General features: G+C 55.5%; 20 protein-coding genes. 4 read left to right on the forward strand and 16 right to left on the reverse strand.

Going from position 1 to position 21,881, the window contains the following annotated elements:
* Positions 1-30: 30 nt before the first annotated feature.
* The 16 genes from atpG to rpmH form a co-directional block, all read right to left on the reverse strand.
* Complete coding sequence (gene atpG, locus ACJJI8_RS06035; RefSeq protein ID WP_282930573.1) at positions 31-891, reverse strand: F0F1 ATP synthase subunit gamma; 861 nt, start codon at positions 889-891, stop codon at positions 31-33.
* Between the two features lie 77 nt (positions 892-968).
* Positions 969-2,513, reverse strand: a complete 1,545-nt coding sequence (gene atpA / locus ACJJI8_RS06040; RefSeq protein ID WP_108735090.1) for a F0F1 ATP synthase subunit alpha — start codon at positions 2,511-2,513, stop codon at positions 969-971.
* Positions 2,514-2,561: 48 nt separating this feature from the next.
* Positions 2,562-3,098, reverse strand: coding sequence for a F0F1 ATP synthase subunit delta (locus ACJJI8_RS06045; protein ID WP_108735091.1), 537 nt, complete (start codon positions 3,096-3,098; stop codon positions 2,562-2,564).
* Positions 3,099-3,110: 12 nt separating this feature from the next.
* A complete protein-coding gene (locus tag ACJJI8_RS06050; protein WP_282930571.1) occupies positions 3,111-3,581 on the reverse strand; it encodes a F0F1 ATP synthase subunit B in 471 nt (156 codons plus the stop codon).
* 52 nt (positions 3,582-3,633) lie between these two features.
* Positions 3,634-3,879, reverse strand: coding sequence for a F0F1 ATP synthase subunit C (atpE, locus tag ACJJI8_RS06055; protein WP_020413895.1), 246 nt, complete (start codon positions 3,877-3,879; stop codon positions 3,634-3,636).
* 59 nt (positions 3,880-3,938) lie between these two features.
* Entirely contained in the window at positions 3,939-4,865 is a 927-nt protein-coding gene (atpB, locus tag ACJJI8_RS06060; RefSeq protein WP_282930570.1) for a F0F1 ATP synthase subunit A, read from the reverse strand.
* A 49-nt stretch (positions 4,866-4,914) separates the two neighbouring features.
* A complete protein-coding gene (locus ACJJI8_RS06065) occupies positions 4,915-5,277 on the reverse strand; it encodes an ATP synthase subunit I (RefSeq protein WP_282930569.1) in 363 nt (120 codons plus the stop codon).
* 202 nt (positions 5,278-5,479) lie between these two features.
* Positions 5,480-6,382, reverse strand: coding sequence for a ParB/RepB/Spo0J family partition protein (locus ACJJI8_RS06070; RefSeq protein ID WP_282930568.1), 903 nt, complete (start codon positions 6,380-6,382; stop codon positions 5,480-5,482).
* 12 nt (positions 6,383-6,394) lie between these two features.
* Positions 6,395-7,204: a ParA family protein gene (locus ACJJI8_RS06075; protein ID WP_020413891.1), complete on the reverse strand. Its 810-nt coding sequence runs from the start codon at positions 7,202-7,204 to the stop codon at positions 6,395-6,397.
* A gap of 126 nt (positions 7,205-7,330) precedes the next feature.
* Positions 7,331-7,960, reverse strand: a complete 630-nt coding sequence (gene rsmG, locus ACJJI8_RS06080; protein ID WP_444915122.1) for a 16S rRNA (guanine(527)-N(7))-methyltransferase RsmG — start codon at positions 7,958-7,960, stop codon at positions 7,331-7,333.
* An 85-nt stretch (positions 7,961-8,045) separates the two neighbouring features.
* Positions 8,046-9,935 (reverse strand): tRNA uridine-5-carboxymethylaminomethyl(34) synthesis enzyme MnmG, encoded by a 1,890-nt coding sequence (mnmG, locus tag ACJJI8_RS06085; protein ID WP_444934530.1) that lies wholly within the window; start codon positions 9,933-9,935, stop codon positions 8,046-8,048.
* An 865-nt stretch (positions 9,936-10,800) separates the two neighbouring features.
* Entirely contained in the window at positions 10,801-12,177 is a 1,377-nt protein-coding gene (gene mnmE / locus ACJJI8_RS06090; RefSeq protein ID WP_444934531.1) for a tRNA uridine-5-carboxymethylaminomethyl(34) synthesis GTPase MnmE, read from the reverse strand.
* 79 nt (positions 12,178-12,256) lie between these two features.
* Entirely contained in the window at positions 12,257-13,927 is a 1,671-nt protein-coding gene (yidC, locus tag ACJJI8_RS06095; RefSeq protein WP_444892426.1) for a membrane protein insertase YidC, read from the reverse strand.
* A gap of 8 nt (positions 13,928-13,935) precedes the next feature.
* Complete coding sequence (yidD, locus tag ACJJI8_RS06100; protein ID WP_108735100.1) at positions 13,936-14,169, reverse strand: membrane protein insertion efficiency factor YidD; 234 nt, start codon at positions 14,167-14,169, stop codon at positions 13,936-13,938.
* Positions 14,166-14,552, reverse strand: a complete 387-nt coding sequence (gene rnpA, locus ACJJI8_RS06105) for a ribonuclease P protein component (RefSeq protein WP_413663877.1) — start codon at positions 14,550-14,552, stop codon at positions 14,166-14,168. Before rnpA ends, yidD begins: the two co-directional genes overlap by 4 nt.
* 29 nt (positions 14,553-14,581) lie before the next feature.
* On the reverse strand, positions 14,582-14,716 hold the full coding sequence (gene rpmH / locus ACJJI8_RS06110; protein ID WP_020413885.1) for a 50S ribosomal protein L34: 135 nt from the start codon (positions 14,714-14,716) through the stop codon (positions 14,582-14,584).
* 511 nt (positions 14,717-15,227) lie between these two features.
* Here rpmH and dnaA point away from each other — a divergent pair.
* From dnaA to gyrB, 4 genes are all read left to right on the forward strand, one after another.
* Positions 15,228-16,859, forward strand: a complete 1,632-nt coding sequence (dnaA, locus tag ACJJI8_RS06115; protein ID WP_444915117.1) for a chromosomal replication initiator protein DnaA — start codon at positions 15,228-15,230, stop codon at positions 16,857-16,859.
* Positions 16,860-16,892: 33 nt separating this feature from the next.
* Entirely contained in the window at positions 16,893-17,999 is a 1,107-nt protein-coding gene (gene dnaN / locus ACJJI8_RS06120; protein WP_108731194.1) for a DNA polymerase III subunit beta, read from the forward strand.
* A 117-nt stretch (positions 18,000-18,116) separates the two neighbouring features.
* The gene (gene recF / locus ACJJI8_RS06125; protein ID WP_444934532.1) at positions 18,117-19,223 is read left to right on the forward strand and encodes a DNA replication/repair protein RecF; all 1,107 of its coding nucleotides are present in this window, start codon (positions 18,117-18,119) and stop codon (positions 19,221-19,223) included.
* Between the two features lie 18 nt (positions 19,224-19,241).
* A complete protein-coding gene (gene gyrB, locus ACJJI8_RS06130) occupies positions 19,242-21,662 on the forward strand; it encodes a DNA topoisomerase (ATP-hydrolyzing) subunit B (protein ID WP_444934533.1) in 2,421 nt (806 codons plus the stop codon).
* The last annotated feature ends 219 nt before the right edge of the window (positions 21,663-21,881 follow it).

A 21,881-nucleotide genomic window follows, 5' to 3' on the forward strand; every position in this document is an offset into this window, starting at 1 on the left:
CTTTCTAGGCTGACCATTACTGGCAGCGGATTAAACCGCCGCCGCACCGCCGACAATTTCGGACAGTTCCTGGGTAATGGCCGCCTGGCGCGCCTTGTTGTAGACAAGCTGCAACTGATCGATCAGCTCACCGGCGTTATCGGTGGCGCTCTTCATCGCGATCATACGCGCTGCCTGTTCACAGGCTTTGTTTTCAACTACTGCCTGGTATACCTGGGACTCGATGTAGCGAGCCAGCAATCCATCCAGCAATTCAACCGGATCCGGCTCGTAGAGGTAGTCCCACTCGTGCATGAGTTTTTCATCTTCGTCCTTCGGCAGCGGCAGCAATTGCTCAACCTGCGGCTTCTGGGACATGGTGTTGATAAACTCATTGGATACCAGGAACAGGCGATCGATATCGCCTTCTGCGTAACGGTCCAGCATTACCTTAACTGAGCCAATCAGCTGGTTGGCCTGGGGCGCATCGCCCAGATCGCGTACCGCTGCGACAACCTTGCTGCCGATGGCATTAAAGAAACTGGCCGCCTTGTTACCTACCGCGCAGACTTCGACGTCGACACCCTTTTCGGACCACGCCTGCATCTCGCGAATAGCGGCTTTGAACATATTGACGTTCAAGCCACCACAGAGTCCGCGGTCAGTGGATACCAGGATAAAACCGACCCGCTTGGCCTCGCGCTCTTGCAGGTAAATATGCTGGTACTCGGCCGAAGCGTTGGCGACGTGGCCGATCACTGCGCGTATGCGCTGGGCGTAGGGACGCCCCAGTGCCATGCGATCCTGAGCCCTGCGCATCTTACTGGCTGCAACCATTTCCATTGCGGCAGTAATTTTCTGCGTGCTCTTGATGCTGGCAATTTTTGTGCGTACTTCTTTTCCGCCTGCCATAGTGATTTACCTTGTTCGCTGGAAGTTAGATTCCGAAAGAGCGGACACGCCGCTCTCTCGCGCTCTCCAGGGAGTTCTTACCAGCTGCTAGTAGCGACGAACTTCTCGATAGCGGCTTTGAAAGCTGCGTCGATTTCGTCGTTGTAGTTACCAGTGCTGTTCACTTTCTCCATCAGCTCTGCGTGTTCGCTGTTCATGTAAGCGAGCAGGGCGGCTTCGAAATCGAGAACCTTGGCAACTTCTACTTCTTTCAGGTAACCCTTGTCGGCGGCGTAAACGGAAACAGCCATGTCCGCGATAGACAGCGGAGAGTACTGTTTCTGCTTCATCAGCTCGGTTACGCGCTCACCGTGATCCAGCTGGGCTTTGGTAGCTTCGTCCAGGTCAGAGGCAAACTGGGAGAATGCCGCCAGTTCGCGGTACTGAGCCAGAGCGGTACGGATACCACCGGACAGCTTCTTGATCACCTTGGTCTGCGCTGCACCACCTACACGGGATACAGAGATACCCGGGTTGATCGCTGGGCGGATACCGGAGTTGAACAGATCGGTCTCGAGGAAGATCTGGCCGTCGGTAATGGAAATCACGTTGGTCGGTACGAACGCAGATACGTCACCGGCCTGGGTTTCGATGATCGGCAGGGCGGTCAGAGAGCCGGTCTTGCCTTTCACTTCACCGTTGGTGAACTTCTCTACGTAGTCGGCGTTTACACGCGCGGCACGCTCCAGCAGACGGGAGTGCAAGTAGAAAACGTCACCGGGGTAGGCTTCACGTCCAGGCGGACGCTTCAGCAACAGGGAGATCTGACGGTAGGCCCAAGCCTGCTTGGTCAGGTCATCGTATACGATCAGGGCGTCTTCACCGCGGTCGCGGAAGTACTCACCCATGGTACAGCCGACGTAGGGAGCCAGGAACTGCATCGCTGCCGGATCGGCGGCGCCAGCGGCTACTACGATGGTGTGATCCATAGCGCCGTGCTCTTCGAGCTTGCGCACTACGTTGGCAATAGAGGACTGCTTCTGGCCCACGGCAACGTAGACACACTTAACGCCGGTGCCTTTCTGGTTGATGATGGCGTCGATCGCCACAGCAGTCTTACCGATCTGACGGTCACCGATGATCAGCTCACGCTGGCCACGGCCAATCGGGATCATGGTATCAACCGCTTTCAAACCGGTTTGTACAGGCTGGTCAACGGACTGACGGGCAATAACGCCAGGCGCTACTTTTTCTACCGCGTCGGTCAGCTTGTTGTTCAGCGGGCCTTTGCCGTCGATCGGGTTACCCAGCGCGTCTACAACGCGTCCAAGCAGTTCCGGGCCAACGGGGGTTTCCAGGATACGGCCGGTACAACGGCACTTCTGGCCTTCAGCCAGCGCCTTGTAGTCGCCCAGGATTACAGCACCAACGGAGTCGCGCTCCAGGTTCAGCGCCATACCGTAAACGCCGCCTTCGAACTCGATCATCTCACCGTACATCACATCGGCCAGGCCGTGGATGCGGATGATGCCGTCGGATACGGAAACAATGGTGCCCTCATTTTGGGCTTCAGTGCTCACATCGAGATTTTCGATGCGGCTCTTGATGATTTCACTGATCTCAGAGGGATTCAGTTGCTGCATGCTCTGTTCCTCAAGTCCCCGCCGGCTAACACCAACGGGGAGAGTAATTTAGGAGTTCATCGCCTCGGCGAGCTTGGCCAGACGGCCGCGTACGGTACCGTCGATGACTGTATCACCGGCGCGGATGATCGCGCCGCCCAGCAGGCTCTCGTCCACCGAGCTGTGCAGATGTATTTCGCGTTCAAACTTCGCGCTGAGCTTTTGGCCCAGTGCTTGCGCCTGTGCATCGCTCAAGGCGTGCGCGGAAACAACTTCCACCTCGAGGGTGGCTTCCGCTTGCGCTTTCAGCTCTTCGAACAGTTCGGAAATTTCCGGCAGCAGCTGCAGGCGGTTGTTTTCCGCCAGCAACCGGATGAAGTTCCTTCCGTGCTCGCCGAGTTCGTCTGAACAAATCGACAGGAATTTATCTGCGCGCTCTTCACTGGTGAGCTGGGGATTATCCAGCAGCTCACGCACTTTTTCGTTCTGGCTGACCGCTGCCGCAGTGCTCAGCGCAGTGCTCCAACCACCTAAGTGGGAGGCTTCCTGCGCATAAGAGAATGCAGCTTTAGCGTAGGGCCGGGCCAGTGTGCTGAGTTCCGCCATTGGGTTCCTCGCTTACAGCTCGGCTGCCAGTTTATCGATCAGGTCGTCGTGCGCCTTAGCGTCGATATTGACCGCGAGAATCTTCTCCGCACCCAGGACAGACAGGTCTGCCACACGGCTGCGCAGTTGCTCTTTAGCGCGATTCACTTCCTGGTCGATCTCAGCTTTGGCCGCAGTTTTCAGACGATCGCCTTCAGACTGAGCCGCTTGCTTGGCTTCATCGAGAATCTGGTTGGCGCGCTTGTTGGCACCATCAATGATCTCGTTAGCCTGATCTTTGGCTTCCTTCAACTGCTCGGCAGCTTTACGCTTGGCCAGTTCCAGGTCTTTCTGTGCGTGTTCGGCGTCAGCGAGACCATCTGCGATCTTCTGCTCACGCTCTTTCATCACGCCCAAAAGCGGCGGCCAAACAAACTTCCAGCAAAACCAGACGAAAAACAGGAAAGTAATCGACTGGCCGATTAGAGTCAGGTTGATATTCACTCCGACACCTCTTGCTCTTTAAATAGGGTTAAGGGCAATTGGAACGGCGTAATTAAACCAGACCAGGAGCTACGGCGAAGATCAGGTACATAGCGATACCAACACCGATCATCGGAACCGCGTCAAGCAGACCAGCCATCAGGAACATCTTGCCCTGCAGAGCCGGAGCCTGTTCAGGCTGACGAGCGGAACCTTCCAGCAGCTTGCCACCCAGAGTACCGAAACCGATTGCGGTGCCCAGGGCGCCCAGACCGATCAGCAGTGCACTTGCGATGTAAACCAGACCTAATGCTTCCATTGTGTTCTCCAAATCAAAGTTAAAGAGTTGTTGTAAAGGTCGAAAAAAGGGTTAAAAACTTATTGATCGTGCTCGTGCTCATCGTCACGATGGTGTGCCATCGCCATGTACACGGTGCTCAATACCATAAATACGAACGCCTGCAGCACGATTACCAGTACGTGGAAGATCGCCCAGCCCATGTGCAGGAGGCCTGCACCAATAAAGCCGAGAACGCCAACGCCAAAGACAATCGCGATCAGGATAAAGATCATTTCACCGGCGTAGAGGTTTCCGAACAGACGCAGGCCCAGGGAGATCGGCTTGGCGATCAGGGATACTGCTTCCAGCAGGAAGTTCACCGGGATCAGCAGGATGTCAAAGAACAACTTACCGGTATGGAAAGGGTGCAGAGTCAGCTCTTTAAGGAAGCCGATGGCACCTTTTTCGCGAATACTGAAGAAAATCATCAGCGCAAACACCGCCAGGGCCATACCCAGGGTGGCGTTCGGGTCGGTAGTCGGAACCACTTTAAAGAAGAGGTGATCGTTGCCGGAGATCTTGGCGGCAGCCATCGGCAGCCAGTCCACCGGTACCAGGTCCATCAGGTTCATCAGGAACACCCACACAAAGATGGTCAGAGCCATCGGGGCAACCATAGTGTTGCGGTGGGGGAAGGTTTCCTTAACCAGCTTGTCGATAAAGTCGGTAACCAGCTCCACAAAGCTCTGGAAGCCTGTGGGCTTGTCCACACTGGCCTTCTTGGCTGCGCGGGCAAACAGGAAGCAAAAAATCAGACCGAGGCCGATAGACCAGCCCAGAGTATCTACGTGCAGGGCCCAAAAGCCCATATCCGCAGCTTCCTGGGAGGAATGCGCCATAGTCCAAGTAGACTCATTCAGCACAGTACCGTCGGCGCGGGTATACCCGGCCGGCAGCTTGCCGTAAGTCATATTTTGCAGGTGGTGTTGGATATACCCCGTCGCGGTTTGAGCTTCGCCTGCCATAGTTCCTCAACAATCGTAAAAGTAAGAATTCTTTTTTCTTATCCACCGGCTAGCGGACCATGCGCGCTACCAAAATCCACTGCACGATTACACAGAGGACGTAGCTGATAAAAAGCGCCGCGGCATTCAGTGGCTTGACGGTGGCAAACACCGCTGCAAAACCTGCCATGGTCAATATAAATTTGCCGGTTTCCGCGCGGTAGAAATTGCCTACCACGCGATGGGCCGCGCGCGCACCGCTATCGCGAAAGGCGCGCCTGCCAAAATATGCTCCGGGCAGTGCACACAGGGCACCGCCGATAAATACGGAGAGCGCAGTCACCGGTTTACCGCTCAAGTGCAGTGCCGCACTGGCCACCGATATCAGCAGAAGCTGTACCGCGGCTATTCGTAATACCGGGGGTTTTGTCATAGACGGGATAAGCCGACTTTTTTTGCGCTGTCCGCCCAAAATTTGGGCGTGCGAATTATGCGGCAACAGCATCGCCGATTCAACCGGCAAATGTCGTCAACTTATTTGATTTTCAGGAGGTTTTGCACGGAATTACTCGCCGCAGTGAGTATTTGCCAACAGTTATTGCGCGCGCCACTAGGACGCGCATTTCCCTGTGGCCTCAGTCCTCGGCGTAACCCAGGTGGGCCAGGATTCCATCCAGCTCTTCCAGAGTGGTGTATTTGAGTACCAGGCGGCCATTGCCTTTATCGTTGTGATCGATAGATACGGGCACTCCGACTTTTTCTGCCAGGCGCTCAGTCAGGCGACGGATATTGGGGTCGGGCTTCGGTTTTTCCGGTGCGGGGGCAGCCGGCTGTTGTAAACGGCGCACCAGCGCCTCTGTCTGGCGCACGGTAAGGCTGCGCTCGACCACTTGGCGCGCAGCAGAGCGCTGGGTGGCACCGGATAGACCGAGCAGGGCTTTGGCGTGCCCCAACTCCAGATCGCCACGCTCCAGGAAAGTCCGTACCTCTTCACTGAGACTCAACAGTCGCAAAAGGTTGGTTACTGCGGTACGGGATTTGCCCACCGCATCGGCCACTTCCTGCTGGGTCAGCTTGAACTCATCCTGTAAACGCTTGAGGGCTACAGCTTCCTCTACCGGATTCAGGTCTTCACGCTGGATATTTTCAATCAGCGCCATAGCGATGGCAGCTTCATCGGAAACGCTGCGCACCAGTGCCGGCACTTTCTCCAGTCCCGCCAATTGGGCCGCGCGCCAGCGCCGTTCACCGGCGATGATTTCATAGCTCTGCTCACCGATACCGCGCACGACGATCGGCTGCATAATGCCCTGGGCGCGTATCGAGTCCGCCAGCTCCTGCAAGGATTCCTGTGGAAAATCCCGGCGTGGCTGGTAGCGGCCGCGCTGCAAAAACTCTATCGGCAACTCCTTCAGCTCACCGTCGACCACGGCGGTTTCGGTTTCAGCTTCACCGGTAGCCTCGGCGATCGCGGTGCTGTTTTTATTGCTGATCAGGTGGGATAAACCCCGGCCCAGTCCTTTGCGTTTGGCGGCCATAGTAATTACCCCTTATACGGCTTCCGCCACAGGGCGGCTTTTCTTATTGGAAGATTGATTGGCGGGATGGCGGCGATTGATTTCGCAAGCCAGTGCCAGATAGGCAATAGCCCCTTTCGAATGGCGGTCGTAATCCAGCGCCGGCTTGCCGAAGCTGGGAGCCTCTGCCAAACGGACATTGCGCGGGATACAGGTTCGATACAGACGATCGCCGAAAAACTCCTGCAACTGCGCCGACACTTCGCTGGTGAGGCTGTTGCGCGGATCGTACATGGTGCGCAAGATACCCTCGATTTTCAGGTCCGGATTGGCGGCCTGCTGGATCTGGGTGATGGTGTCTACCAGTGCTGACAACCCCTCCAGGGCATAGTATTCACACTGCATGGGAATCAATACGCCGTGAGCTGCACAGAGGGCGTTTACGGTCAGCATATTCAACGATGGCGGACAGTCGATAATCACGTAGTCGTAACGATTACTCACCGCAGCCAGGGCGCGGCGCAGGCGGGATTCGCGGCCCTCCAGATTCAGCAACTCCACCTCTGCCGCAGACAGGTCACCGTTGCCCGGGATCAAATCAAAACCGCTCTCTGTGGATACAATGGCCTGCTCAACGGGTAATTCAGCGGCCAGCACATCGTAACCGGACACCTCAAGGTCACTTTTATCCACACCGCTGCCCATGGTGGCATTGCCCTGGGGGTCCAGGTCGATCAGCAATACGCGCCGCTTGTTGGCAACCAAAGATGCGGCCAGGTTGACGCAGGTAGTGGTCTTGCCAACCCCGCCTTTCTGGTTGGCCACAGCAAATATCTTGCTCAAGATTCTTGTCCTTTGTTGTTTCCGGGTGCGTTTGCCCCGACGCCGGCTCGGCTTCGGGCGGCGGCTGTTGTGCCCCACGATAGGGGAGCAGGATTGGGCGGGCGACAAACCCGCCAAACTATCATCTTATTCTGTGCGACAGAGCTGAATCATATGTCGCTCACCGTCGCAGCCGGGCACCGACAACCGGTGCACCTGCTCGACCTTAATGCCTTTTGGCAGAGCGCTCAACTCATCCTCAGGCAGCTTGCCCTTCATGGCATAAAAACGACCCCAGGGTGCCAACATGTGCTCACTGCCATTGACCATATCTTCTATGGAGGCAAAGGCGCGGGACACCACACCGGCAAAAGGCTGTTCTGGCACAAAGGCTTCTACCCGCTCATTGACTACCGTGATATTGGGCAGGGGCAGGGTGCTGGCGACTTGGAACAGGAAGCGGGTCTTCTTGCCATTGCTGTCGAGCAGGGTGATGGCGCGCTCCGGATGCACAATTGCCAGGGGAATCCCTGGCAGGCCGCCACCGCTACCCACATCGATTAAAGAGCCTTCGCCACAGAGATTTACCACACTGAGGCTGTCGATAATATGGCGCTCCAGCATCTGCTCCGGGTCGCGTATGGCGGACAGGTTGTAGGCACTGTTCCAGCGGGCGAAAAGCGCCAGGTATTCCAGTAGCTGATCCTGCTGCCGGTCACTGAGTACCACCGACATCTGTGCCGCCGCCTCTAACAGGCGCGGACGAAACTGTTCCATTGAGTGAGAAATGGGTCTATCCCCCAGTAGTCCCGCGAAATTCAAACCCCGCAGGGCCTCGCGGGATACCCTGTGGAAAACCGATTTATACCGCTTTTTTGCGCTTCAGCAGCCCGCGCTTTTTCAACTGGATCAACAGCAGGGATATGGATGCGGGCGTCACGCCCGGTATTCGCGAGGCCCGCGCCAGGGTATCTGGGCGGGTCTCTCCCAGCTTTTGCTTAACCTCATTGGACAGACCAGAAATACCGCTGTAGTCGAAGTCCGCCGGGATCGGGGTATCTTCGTAGGCCTGCAAACGCTCAATTTCCTCGCGCTGGCGATCGATATAACCGGCGTACTTGGCCGAAATTTCCACCTGTTCGGCAACCTGCTCGTCGGTTACCGCCTCCCCTTTGAGGCCCGCCACATCCTGATAGCCCAGTTCCGGACGGCGCAACAGGTCCATCAGGCTATATTCCCGCGCCAATGGCTGCGGCAATTTGGTTTCTACAGAGGCGGCCTGGGGCGTCTTTGGGTGCACCCAGGTATCTTGTAGTCGCTGGGTCTCCCGAGCGATCTCCTCGCGCTTTTCACTGAACGCTGCCCAGCGGGTATCGTCGACCAGGCCCAATTCGCGACCTTTTTCGGTCAGGCGCAGGTCAGCATTGTCCTCACGGAGCAGCAAGCGATATTCCGCGCGGCTGGTAAACATGCGGTAGGGCTCTTTAGTGCCGCTGGTGATCAAATCATCCACAAGCACGCCCAGGTAGGCTTCATCCCGACGCGGGGCCCAGGCTTCGCGCTCCTGGGCCTGTAGGGCGGCATTGGCGCCAGCCAGGAGTCCCTGGGCAGCCGCTTCCTCGTAGCCGGTGGTGCCATTGATCTGGCCGGCAAAGTAGAGCCCCTGGATAAATTTGGTTTGCAGGGACGGCAAAAGGTCGCGCGGGTCGAAGAAATCGTACTCAATTGCATAGCCAGGGCGGGTGATATGCGCCTTTTCAAAGCCTTTGATGGAGTGCACCAGCTCAATCTGTACATCGAAGGGCAGGCTGGTGGAAATACCATTGGGGTACAGCTCGTTGGTGGTCAACCCTTCAGGCTCGATAAACACCTGGTGGCTATCTTTGTCCGCAAAGCGGTGCACCTTGTCTTCGATGGAGGGACAGTAGCGCGGGCCAATCCCTTCAATCACGCCGGAATACATGGGCGAGCGATCGAGCCCCCCCTGGATAATTTCATGGGTGCGGGCATTGGTGTGGGTAATCCAGCAGCAGACCTGGCGCGGGTGCTGATCGCGGCTGCCCAAATAGGACATCACCGGTGTGGGGCTATCCCCCCACTGTTCCTCCAGCTCGCTGAAATCTACCGAGCGGGCATCAATACGGGGAGGGGTGCCAGTTTTGAGGCGATCGACGCGGAAAGGCAGTTCGCGCAGACGATCTGCAAGGGCAATCGAGGGCGGGTCTCCAGCGCGGCCGCCGGCGTGGTTATCCAAGCCGATGTGTATACGCCCACCGAGGAAAGTCCCTGCGGTCAGTACCACTGTCTTGGCGCGAAAGCGCACCCCCGCATTGGTGACAACGCCCACAACCCGTTCACCTTCGACAATCAGGTCATCCGCCGCTTGTTGGAAGATCTCCAGGTTTTCCTGTGCTTCCAGGATTGAACGGATAGCGGCGCGATACAGGGCTCTATCGGCCTGGGCACGGGTTGCCCTTACTGCGGGGCCTTTGCGGGCATTGAGGACCCGGAACTGAATTCCGCCCAGGTCTGTTGCCGTTGCCATAGCGCCACCGAGGGCATCGACTTCCTTCACGAGATGACTCTTGCCGATACCGCCGATCGCCGGGTTGCAAGACATTTGTCCAAGGGTCTCGATATTGTGGGTCAGCAGCAGAGTGGAAGCTCCCATACGTGCCGCTGCCAGTGAGGCTTCGGTACCTGCGTGGCCTCCGCCGATCACGATCACATCATAGGTCTTAGGGAATTCCATAGTGGCTGCTACTGGTTACAACTGGGGGCGCACATTTTATAGGCAGTAGGTGTGAGTCAGCAATTGGCTACAAGCATATTCCTGCACTCTAGTTGGTAGACGCATGTAAAGCTGTAAAAACGGAGACTATTCAGTTCCATGCATATCGAGCTCTTTCTCTAAGGAAATCATTTTTTGGACTCTCTCAAGTTTATATAAATGAATAAATGTATTTCTTAGAGAGAGGTTTTTGATTTAGTTGTTTTTATTAGTGCCCGGCAAATCATGTATAAGCAAAAAAAAGTCTTATAAATCAACATGTTACATTAATGAAAACATGGGCAATAACCCCTTGGCTGAAGGGGGGGCAACCCCGGTAGACGATTGTGGAAAGCCGGGACAACTTTGCGCGCCTCGTGCTGGCGGGAAAGTTATCATCATAGCATTCGTTGCTTACGCAGGTGTTTATCCCCTTTTTTACTCACACCTGGCAATTTCAGGTTTTAGCTTGTGCGTAGATGGTGATAAGACTTGGGGGTTAATTGTGCGTAAGAGTGAATATTGTATAAGTCTGTGAGTTTTGTTGCTGTATCTATGTGATTTATAGGTGATTGGAGCAAGTGAAAAGATATCCACGGGAAATCCCCGTGGACATGTATAACTCGATCGGCGCCATATCTTATTTTGCAGAGTTGTTTGCCGGATTTTTTCGCGAATCTATTTAATAAGATCGGGAAAAATTGGGGATTTAATTTACCCGCCCTGAAAGTCGGGGTTAAGCCTGTGTAAAAGAAGTGAGAAATATGTTGGGAAGCTGGAAGGAGAAAAGCGGGGGAGGATAAAGTAGCCTCCCCCTTGGGATAACTTGGAAGTTGGGATGGGGTGTTTACTTACCGATACAAAAACTGCCGAAGATCTTGCCGAGTAATTCATCGGCACTGACGGTGCCAGTAATTTCTCCCAGAGCCTGCTGGGCTTGGCGTAAGTCTTCGGCGAGCAGTTCGCCTGCACCGCTAGTGTGAAGTTGCCGCTGGCCCTGATGTATAAAAGCTTGTGCCCGGCCCAGTGCGTCCAGGTGTCGGCGCCTGGCACTGAATGTTCCCTCTCCAGCGCCGCTGAAACCCATACTCTGTTTTAAATGTTCTTTTAACGCATCGAGCCCGGCACCTGTTTTTGCACTGATGGCAATCACTGGCACGCCTTCAGTGTGTGCCTGAAGGCCAGCGCTGTAGTCGGTGAGGTCGATCTTGTTCAGTACCAATGTCAGTTTGTTGAGATCTTTTAGCTGACTGGTAAATTCTGGCCAAACTTGTGTGGGGTCCAGGGAGTGGAGTTGCTCTGCATCCATGACTAGAAGTACCCTATCTGCGCCGTGGATTTCCTCCCAGGCGCGTTCGATACCAATTTGCTCGACTCTATCCGGGGCATCCCTTAATCCCGCAGTATCGGCAAACTGGAGGGGCATACCGTCGATATGAATATGTTCGCGCAGGATATCCCGAGTGGTACCGGCGATATCGGTGACAATAGCGGCGTCGTGTCCGGCCAGTGTGTTGAGCAGGCTGGATTTCCCTGCATTGGGGCGTCCTGCGATAGCAACTCGCATTCCCTCGCGCATTATCGCGCCCTGACGCGCCTGGGTTTCCACACCCACCATTTGTGCCAGTAGGGTTTCTATATCAGCTGCCACTTTGCCATCGGCGAGGAAGTCGATTTCCTCTTCGGGGAAATCAATGGCGGCCTCCACGTAGATACGCAAGTGGGTAAGGTTTTCCACCAGGTCTTCGATTTTCTCGGAAAACGCGCCCTGCAGTGAACGCATGGCATTACGCGCTGCCTGGGCACTGCCGGCGTCGATTAAATCGGCGATCGCTTCGGCCTGAGTTAAATCCATTTTGTCGTTGAGGAAAGCCCTCTCGGAAAATTCTCCGGGTCGGGCTTGTCGAGCGCCCAACTCGATAGTTGCTTGAAGTAACTGATCGAGAATCACTGGGCCGCCGTGTCCCTGGAGTTCCACCACATCTTCCCCGGTAAAGGAGTTGGGACCGGGGAAAAAGAGTGCCAATCCCTGATCGATTAACTGCTCTTTGTGGGTAAAGTTCCGGTAGTGGGCAGAGCGGGGCTGGAGGGATTTTTCCCCGCAGATTTGTTGGGCAATTTGCAGGGCTCTTGCGCCCGACAGTCGGATAACGCCGATGCCGCCGCGCCCGGGCGCGGTGGCAACAGCGGCAATAGTGTCGCGATTGAGGCTTTCTTGTGTCATCGGCTGAGTTTACTCGACAGAACGGAAAAGGGCCGCATTAGCGGCCCTTGTTTATTGTGTTGCTGCAGATCGGTACTGGTTAGTACTTACCGGCATCCACCTGTTTATTGATATACCAGGTTTGCGCAATGGTAATCAGGTTGTTGGCGATCCAGTACAGAACCAGACCCGCTGGGAACCACAGGAAGAATACAGTCATCATTACCGGCATCAGCTGCATGATGCGGGCTTGGGTTGGATCAGTCGGCGCCGGGTTCAGCTTTTGCATAAACCACATAGACAGGCCCATCAATACCGGCAGGATAAAGTAGGGGTCCTTCGCCGACAGATCGTGAATCCAGAAAATCCAGGGCGCGTGGCGCAGCTCAACGGTTTCGGTGAGCATCCAGTAGAGCGCGATAAATACCGGCATCTGCAACAGGATCGGCAGGCAGCCACCCATCGGATTGATCTTCTCGCGGCGGTAGAGCTTCATGGTCTCTTCCGCCAGCTTTTGCCGGTTATCCTTGTACTGTTCCTGCAGCTTTTTCATCTGCGGCGCAAACTTGCGCATACGCGCCATGGATTTGGTGCCAGCGGCGGACAGAGGCAGAAGCAGCGTCTTGATAAATACGGTGAGCAGGATGATCGCCCAGCCCCAGTTGCTGACAATATGCTCCTGGATAAAGTGCAGGACACCGAACAGCGGTTTTGCGATCCACCAGAGCCAGCCGTAGTCGACGGTCAGGTCGAGGCCGGGGGAGATTTCTTCCAAACGGTAAACATCTTTCGGGCCAGCGTAGAAAGAAGCGCTCAGCTCGCCTTGGGTGGCAGCGGGGATTTGCACTTGAGGTGCGGTAAAGCCCATGCGGAAGAGGCCGTTGGATAGCTCCTTCAATTCAAAGGTATTGCGCTCGTCCTGGGGGGGAATCCAGGCACTGATAAAGTAGTGCTGAACCATAGCTACCCAACCACCTTCGATGGTTTCGCGGGTGGGGCTTTCAGCAATCTCCTCGAAGTCCTGCTTGAAGTAGTTCTTTTCGTTGGTGCGGATGGCGGCGCCGAGGAAAGGCGACATGCCGAAACCGGTGTCGGTTGCGGGTTCACTGGCATCGCGCTTAATCTGACCAAACATGGCCGCGGACCAGGGCTTGTCACTGGTGTTATCCACCAGGTAGGCCACTTGGATCAGGTAGTCTCCACGCTTGAAGGTGAAGCGCTTGGTGATATTGGCGCCTTCCTGTTGCAGAGTCAGGTCTACTATCAGGGTATCGTCGCCCTCAACCATCGCATATTCGGTTTTTGCCACCTTGAAAACCGGGCGGCCAGCGGCGCTGTCGGTCCCGTTTTTACCGATAAGGCCACTTTGGGCAATATAGGTATGGTTGCGGGTCTGGTTCAACAGGATCAGGGGTTGGTCCGGGGTATCCAACTTCTCTTGTTGTTTGCGCAGCGCCACTTTGACGATATCGCCGCCACGAGGATTGATGAGCAGATCAAAAACGTCGGTGGTGACACTGATCAGCTTGCTCTCAGTACTGCTGCCCTCATCGGAAGCGGGCACCTGGGAGCGAAGTTGGGGAACATCACTGTCGCCGGTGCTCGCGGGTGTTTCGGCGGGTATTTGGCTGACAGTCTCGCCGCCAGTCTGCACGACGGTTTCGCGGTCGAGTTCAGGAGTGTGTTGCTCTTGAAATGCGTTCCACTGGAAGATAAGTGCCAGGAGAACCGCGAGAATTCCGCCGAGCAGCGTATAGCGTTGCCAATCCATCTTATTACCTAGAGCGTGTTCTTGTGTCTGGTGGGGGGAACCGGGTCCAATCCACCAGGGTGCCAGGGGTGGCATTTTATAAGGCGGCGCAGAGTTAAATAACCCCCTTTTATCGCTCCATGAGTTTCAATGGCCTCTTCAGAGTACCGGGAGCAGGTGGGGTAGAAGCGACATTGGTTGCCTACCCAGGGGCTGGCCAGGTAGCGGTATACATGGATCAGCTTGATCAGTATCCACTTCATGGTCGGGGTTGCGGCTGTCGAGCCCGCTTGGCCAGTTTACGCCAGAGTTTATTCAGTAGTTTCGCCAACTCGGCCTTATCCAGATCTGCGACCCCAGGGCGCGCGAGCACCACGGCATCCAGCGGCGGCAAATCGTATTGCTGCAGACGGAAGGTTTCCCGGGTTATACGCTTGATTTGGTTGCGGTCGGAGGCGTTGCGTACATGCTTTTTAGCAATAACGAGACCGAGACGCGGGTGTTCCAAGGAGTTTGGACGGGCGAGGATCAACAGATGAGGGTGTGCGGCGCGCACCTGGTTTTCATTGAATACCAAGCGATACTGCGCCGCATTGAGCAGGCGCAGCGTCTTGGCAAATCCGAAGCTGCTGCGCACCTGCTGCATAAAGAGATATCTCTAAAAGGGAAGAGATCTTATGCAGACAGTACTTTGCGGCCTTTAGCGCGACGGCGGGCCAGAATCTTACGGCCGTTTTTGGTTGCCATGCGAGCGCGGAAACCGTGAGTGCGCTTGCGCTTCAAGTTGCTTGGTTGAAATGTGCGTTTCATAGTCTTGCTACCTGAGACTTTGTGTTCAAAATTTCTCGGGACCTTTCCCGGCCGCGGCCTGGACTCCGGTCCGGCACAAAGCCGGTGCAGACGGAGCTACGCGCTGCGAAGGCCGCGGATTGTATAGAAAGCCAGCAGCGAAAGCAACGCGCTAATCAGGGAAATTCTTTTTATTGGTGCGCGAGTTTACTGTAATTTTTTACGCCAACTAAACAAGTCGTTGAGTCATCAGGGGTATCTCTGAATGCCCACTGATTGACCCCAAGATACCCACAGCCCCCTGTGGGTAACTTTCGAAGGGTTTCCACCTCAATTGTCTAATTGTTGTGCAAATCCTTGATTGTGTGGATCTTTTTGCGCAGTTTTTTCAACAGATGCAGTCTTTCTTGTGGATAACCTAAAGGTGGAAAGGTATACTGCGCCGATCTTATTTGACGGCCCCGGGTGATTCCTAATCCGGCCTTGCCGTCTCTCCTTGGTCTTACCATTTTGGGGTTTTTTGGGGGGTTTCTTGACTGAATCCGTATGGAAGCAGTGCGCGAGCTGTTTACAGGACGAGCTGCCGTCTCAGCAGTTCAATACCTGGATCAGGCCGTTGCGCGTCAATCCCGTTAGTGCGGAGGGCGAGTTGCGCCTGATCGCACCGAACCGCTTTGTGCTGGACTGGGTTGGCAATAAATTCCTGAACCGCATTCGCGAGTTGGTGCAACAGTTTGCACCAGGACGCCCTCTGCAAGTGGCGCTCGAGATTACCGCTCGCCGGCCGGCTCGCTTCCAGCGCGGCCATGTAACAAATAATGCCCCTCCGACTCCGGTACCGACACCCGCGCCATCGGCGCCAGCTCCGCCACCACCTCCGGTGCAGCCGGCAGTGGCACCGCCACCGGTATCAGTGCCACCTGTTGCCACTACGCCACCTCCGGTGACTTCACCGCTGGGATCTGGGTTTGGTGCCAGCAGGCCGGTGCCTCACCCCGCTATGGCTGAGGAGGTGACTGCCGAACAGATGACGACAGGCGAACTGGCCCTGACAGATTTGCGACCACCGGCTATGAATGGTATAGCTCGCTCCGTACCGGAGCAGCCGGCCAGGCAGGTTGAGGTGGAGGGGGCCATCAAGCACGGTAGCTCACTCAATCGCAACTTTACTTTCAAATCCTTTGTTGAAGGTAAGTCCAACCAGCTGGGCCTCGCTGCGGCACAACAGATTTCTGACAATCCGGGTGGCGCCTACAATCCCCTCTTTATATATGGGGGCGTGGGTCTGGGGAAAACTCACTTGATGCACGCGGTTGGCAACGCACTGTTGGAGCGCAACCCCAATGCTAAGGTGGTGTATTTGCACTCCGAGCGCTTTGTTGCAGATATGGTGAAAGCGCTACAGCTGAATGCCATCAGCGACTTTAAGCGCTACTACCGGTCTGTTGATGCCCTTCTGATTGATGATATCCAGTTCTTTGCCGGTAAGGAGCGCTCTCAGGAGGAGTTTTTCCATACCTTTAATGCCCTGCTGGAGGGTGGTCAACAGATTATCCTAACCTGTGACCGCTATCCGAAAGAGATCGACGGCTTGGAAGAGCGCTTGAAATCCCGCTTTGGCTGGGGATTAACGGTGGCTGTAGAGCCTCCGGAGCTCGAGACCCGGGTAGCTATTTTGATGAAGAAGGCTGAGCAGGTGGGTGTGGATTTACCTCACGACTCCGCTTTCTTTATTGCGCAGCGTATTCGCTCCAATGTGCGGGAGCTCGAGGGTGCACTGCGCCGCGTAATTGCCAATTCGCAATTTACCGGCCGCGCTATTGACGATGTCCTTGTGCGCGAAGCACTAAAAGACCTGTTGGCCCTACAGGATCGACTGGTCAGTGTGGATAATATCCAGCGGGTTGTCGCTGAATACTACAAAATCAAGGTGGCGGATTTGCTCTCCAAGCGGCGCAGTCGCTCGGTGGCCCGCCCCCGCCAAGTCGCTATGTCCCTGGCCAAGGAGCTGACCAATCACAGCTTGCCGGAGATTGGCGATGCCTTTGGTGGTCGCGACCACACAACAGTACTGCATGCCTGCCGCAAAATACGCGAGTTGCAGGAGTCCGACGCGGATATTCGCGAGGACGTTAAGTTGCTGACACGGTCGCTGACCACTTAATCGAATAACTGACAAAACAAGGCGAAACTACCGATGAAATTCAATGTGAGCCGGGACGCCCTTCTGAAGCCGTTACAACTGGTGGCCGGTGTTGTTGAGAAACGCCAAACACTGCCAGTCCTGGCCAATGTGTTGATGCAGTTACAGGGCCAGGAACTCTCCCTGACCGGTACTGACCTGGAAGTGGAAATTGTCGGCCGTCTCGGTGTAGACGGTGTAGAAATGGAAGGTGAGGTGACCGTTCCCGCACGCAAGCTGCTGGATATCTGTCGTTCTCTGCCCGATGGTGCTGAACTAAAGTTTGAGCGCGATGGTGAGCGCCTGATACTGCGCAGTGGCCGCAGCCGTTTTCAGCTGTCGACTCTGCCCGCAGCGGACTTCCCGAACCAGGAAGAGGCCAGTGCACAGACTCGTTTCGATATCTCCCAGCGCGAGATCCGCCGCCTGATAGAAGCCACCAGTTTTGCTATGGCTCAGCAGGATGTGCGCTATTACCTGAATGGTTTACTGCTAGAGTGTCGCCCGCAGCAGCTGCGCGCGGTTGCTACTGATGGCCACCGCTTGGCACTCTGCGATCGTGATGCTCCCGGCCTGGATGTCGCCACGCCTATCCAGGCTATTGTGCCGCGCAAAGGCGTACTCGAGCTGGGTCGTTTGCTTGAAGACAGCGATGCACAGGCACAGGTCGTGCTGGGTAACAACCATATTCGTGTGGTTAGTGGTCAGTTTACTTTCACCTCTAAATTGGTAGACGGCAAATTCCCTGACTACGAGCGCGTGTTGCCGCGAGGCGCGGGCAATGTGGTCTATGCGGATCGCCAGGGGTTGCGCCAGGCCTTCTCCCGAGCGGCGATTCTCTCCAACGAGAAATACCGTGGGGTGCGCCTTCAGGTTTCTGAGGGGCTGCTGCAAATTGTTGCCAACAACCCGGAGCAAGAAGAGGCGGAAGAGCAGATGATGGTGGATTACGTAGGTGAGCCAATGGAAATTGGCTTTAACGTTTCCTATCTGCTGGACGTCACTGGTGCTATTCACAGTGACCAGATCCGTATCAGTTTGGCGGATGCCAATAGCAGTGCTCTGCTGCAGCAACCTGAAGAAGGTGATGCGCTGTACGTGATTATGCCTATGCGCCTGTAAGGCAGCCCACCCATTGCTCTTTTCTGAATGGATTGAGGCTACCTCCCCGCTCGGTGGGGTAGCCGATAAACAAAGCGATGCCTGTGCATCGCGCTCTTCGCTCTGGGGGAGGTGTCTGTGGCGCTGACCCGTCTTCTCTTATCTAATTTTCGAAATATCTGCTCTGCCGATCTCAAACTGGGTCCTGGTGTTAATGTGTTTTGTGGTGCGAATGGCAGTGGCAAGACTTCACTGCTAGAGGCGGTACATATGCTGGCAACCGGTCGTTCCTTTCGCTCTCGTCAGCACAAATCGGTTATTCAGCATGATACTGGTGGGCTTACGGTTTTTGCCCAGCTCGATACAGGTCTTAACTTGGGGGTAGAGCGCCTCGCAGATGGCTCGGGCCGAATCAGGGTTAACCAGGCTCCAGCGGAATCCAGCTCACAGCTTGCTAGTTGCCTGCCACTTCAATTGATAAACAGTGAAAGTTTTTCCGCACTTGATGGTGGCCCCGGCGTTCGGCGCCGGTTGCTGGATTGGACAGTGTTCCACGTGGAACATTTATTTGCCCAGGAGTGGAAAAATTATCAAATCGCACTGCGGCAGCGAAATGCTCTCCTGCGTCGTGGTAAAATCGATGAGGCCAGCATCGGCGTATGGGAAGAGCAGTTGGCCCTTAGTGGCGAGCGTGTAAACGATCTGCGATTAGCTCAGTTTTCTCAATTGCAGACCGCTGTTTCGCAACTTCTCGATGAGTTACCACAGAGCCTATTGAGCCGTGTCGATATGAGTTACCGTCGCGGTTGGCGTAAAGAAGTTGACCTGCGTAGCGCTCTATCTGAATCACGGGAATCAGATGTTTCACAGGGGCATACGCGTATTGGTCCCCATAGGGCAGATATTCGTTTTACCGTAGCCGGTGAGTCGGCCCACAATATCCTATCTCGAGGCCAACAGAAGATGTTGGTGTGTGCAGTGCGCACGGCCATGGCGGAGGTAGTCTGTAGGCAGGGGGATATGCCAGTATTCCTGGTAGATGACTTGCCGGCAGAGTTGGATGACAGTAACCAACAGATTTTTGCGCATTGGGTTGGGCGTTGTGCCTGCCAGGTGCTTGTAACCGGAATTGAGGAGGGCACTACAAGCCGCCCCTGGCGGCAACTAGATGCCCCTTGGAATTGCCCGAAAGTGTTCCACGTGGAACATGGGAAGATCAGTGCCGAAGCTTCGGCCGCACAATAAGTTTAATGGAGCGAATAAATGTCAGAGCAGCAAAGCTATGACTCAAGCAGTATCAAGGTATTAAAAGGCCTGGATGCGGTGCGCAAGCGCCCCGGAATGTATATTGGTGATACCGACGATGGCACCGGTCTGCACCACATGGTATTCGAGGTGGTCGACAACTCCATCGATGAAGCGCTGGCCGGCCACTGTGATGAGATCCGTGTAACCATCCATCCGGATGAGTCCATTTCCGTATCGGACAATGGCCGTGGTATCCCGACAGAGATTCACCCGGAAGAGGGGGTTTCTGCAGCAGAAGTGATTATGACCGTCCTTCACGCGGGCGGTAAATTTGATGACAACACCTACAAGGTCTCCGGCGGTCTGCACGGGGTAGGGGTATCGGTGGTAAACGCTCTGTCCAAGGAGCTGAAGCTGACTATCCGTCGCGGTGGCAAGATTCACGAGCAGACCTACCACCACGGTGTGCCCCAGGCACCCCTGGAAGTCGTGGGTGACAGCGATACCACCGGCACCACGGTGCACTTCAAACCCTCAGAGAACACCTTCAGCAATATCGAATTCCATTTCGACGTGCTGGCCAAGCGCCTGCGCGAGCTGTCCTTCCTGAACTCTGGTGTGCGTATTGTCTTGAAGGACGAGCGCAGTGGTAAGGAAGAGGTCTATGAATACGAAGGTGGTTTGAGTGCCTTTGTGGAGTTCCTCAACCAGAACAAAACCCCGATTAACAAGGTTCTGCACTTCCAGAGCCAGCGTGAAGACGGCATTGCAGTAGAGGTGGCATTACAGTGGAACGATAGCTTCCAGGAAAGCATCTTCTGCTACACCAACAATATTCCCCAGCGCGACGGCGGCACCCACCTGGCGGGCTTCCGTGCAGCCCTGACCCGTGGCCTGAACAGCTATATCGAGCGGGAAGGCCTGGGCAAGAAAGACAAGGTGAACACCACTGGCGATGACGCCAGGGAAGGTCTCACCGCGATTATCTCTGTGAAGGTTCCGGACCCGAAATTCTCCTCCCAGACCAAGGACAAGCTGGTTTCATCCGAAGTGAAACCCGCAGTAGAGCAGGAGATGGGCCACCACTTCACAGACTACCTGATGGAGAACCCACAGGAAGCCAAATCTGTCGTCACCAAGATGATCGATGCGGCCAAAGCCCGTGAGGCGGCCCGCAAGGCCCGCGAAATGACTCGCCGCAAGGGAGCGCTGGATATTGCTGGCTTGCCCGGAAAATTGGCAGATTGCCAGCAAAAAGACCCGGCACTATCTGAAATTTACCTGGTGGAGGGTGACTCCGCCGGTGGTTCTGCCAAGCAGGGCCGCGATCGCCGCACCCAGGCGATCCTGCCGCTGAAGGGTAAGATCCTCAATGTGGAAAAAGCGCGCTTCGACAAGATGCTCTCAAGTGCCGAAGTGGGTACCCTGATTACCGCACTGGGCTGTGGCATCGGCAAGAGCGAGTTTAACCCGGACAAGCTGCGTTACCACAGTATCATCATCATGACCGATGCTGATGTAGATGGAGCCCATATCCGCACCCTGTTGCTCACCTTCTTCTTCCGTCAGATGCCTGAGCTGATCGAGCGGGGTCACATCTACATCGCCCAGCCGCCGCTGTACAAGATCTCCAAGGGCAAACAGGAACAGTACCTGAAGGATGAGGGCGCTCTAACCCAGTTCCTCACCAACGCCGCCCTGGAAGGCGCCACGCTGTTTGTGAACCCGGACGCCCCAGGGCTTTCTGGTGCCTCCCTGGAGAGCCTGGTAGGCGAATACCGCAGCGTACTGGCGACAATCGACCGCCTGTCGCGTCTGTACCCCGAGGAAGTGCTGCGCAGCATGATCTACCTGCCCAGCTTGTCTCAGGAAGACCTGCAGTCCCAGGAGAAAGTCGCAGCTTGGAGTGAGAAGCTCCAGGAGAAACTCGGTGACGAAGAAAGTGGTGGAACCCGTCGTCACGAAGTGACGGTTCAGGAGAACACCGAGCGCGGCCTATTCCTGCCCCATATCCATATCGTGGCTCACGGTGTTGGCAGTGACTACCTGATTAACCACGAGTTTTTCGATTCCGCTGAGTACACGTCTATCTGCGCTCTGGGTGAGAAGATGGTGGGTCTGTTGGAAGAGGGTGCCTTTATCCAGCGCGGCGAGAAGCAGCACCCTGTTGGCAGCTTCCCTGAAGTGATGGACTGGCTGATGGGCGAGAGCCGCAGAGGCTACGGTATCCAGCGCTATAAAGGTCTGGGAGAAATGAACCCGGAGCAGCTTTGGGAAACCACCATGGACCCGGAGAGCCGCCGTATGCTGCAGGTCACTGTGGAGGATGCTATCGCAGCAGACCAGATCTTTACCACCCTGATGGGTGATCAGGTAGAGCCACGCCGTGACTTTATCGAGACCAATGCCCTGGCGGTAGAAAACCTGGATGTTTAAGTCTTGCAGACGCTGTAGGGTTTCAGAAGCTTTGCCCCTGCGTCTCAACTTCATGCTCTCCAGTCTCAGAAAGATACTCTGCGGCGGGGGAGCCCCCCTCCAACTGAGTGACCAAATAAAAAGCCATATCCTGACTGAGTATCCATACTAGATAACGCCACGTAATATAGAAGCTACTGGGGTAATTTCGAGCTAACGCGTGCGAAATAGTGATAAAAA

The sequence above is a fragment of the Microbulbifer maximicatervae (SeqCode) genome (genome assembly GCF_052467695.1).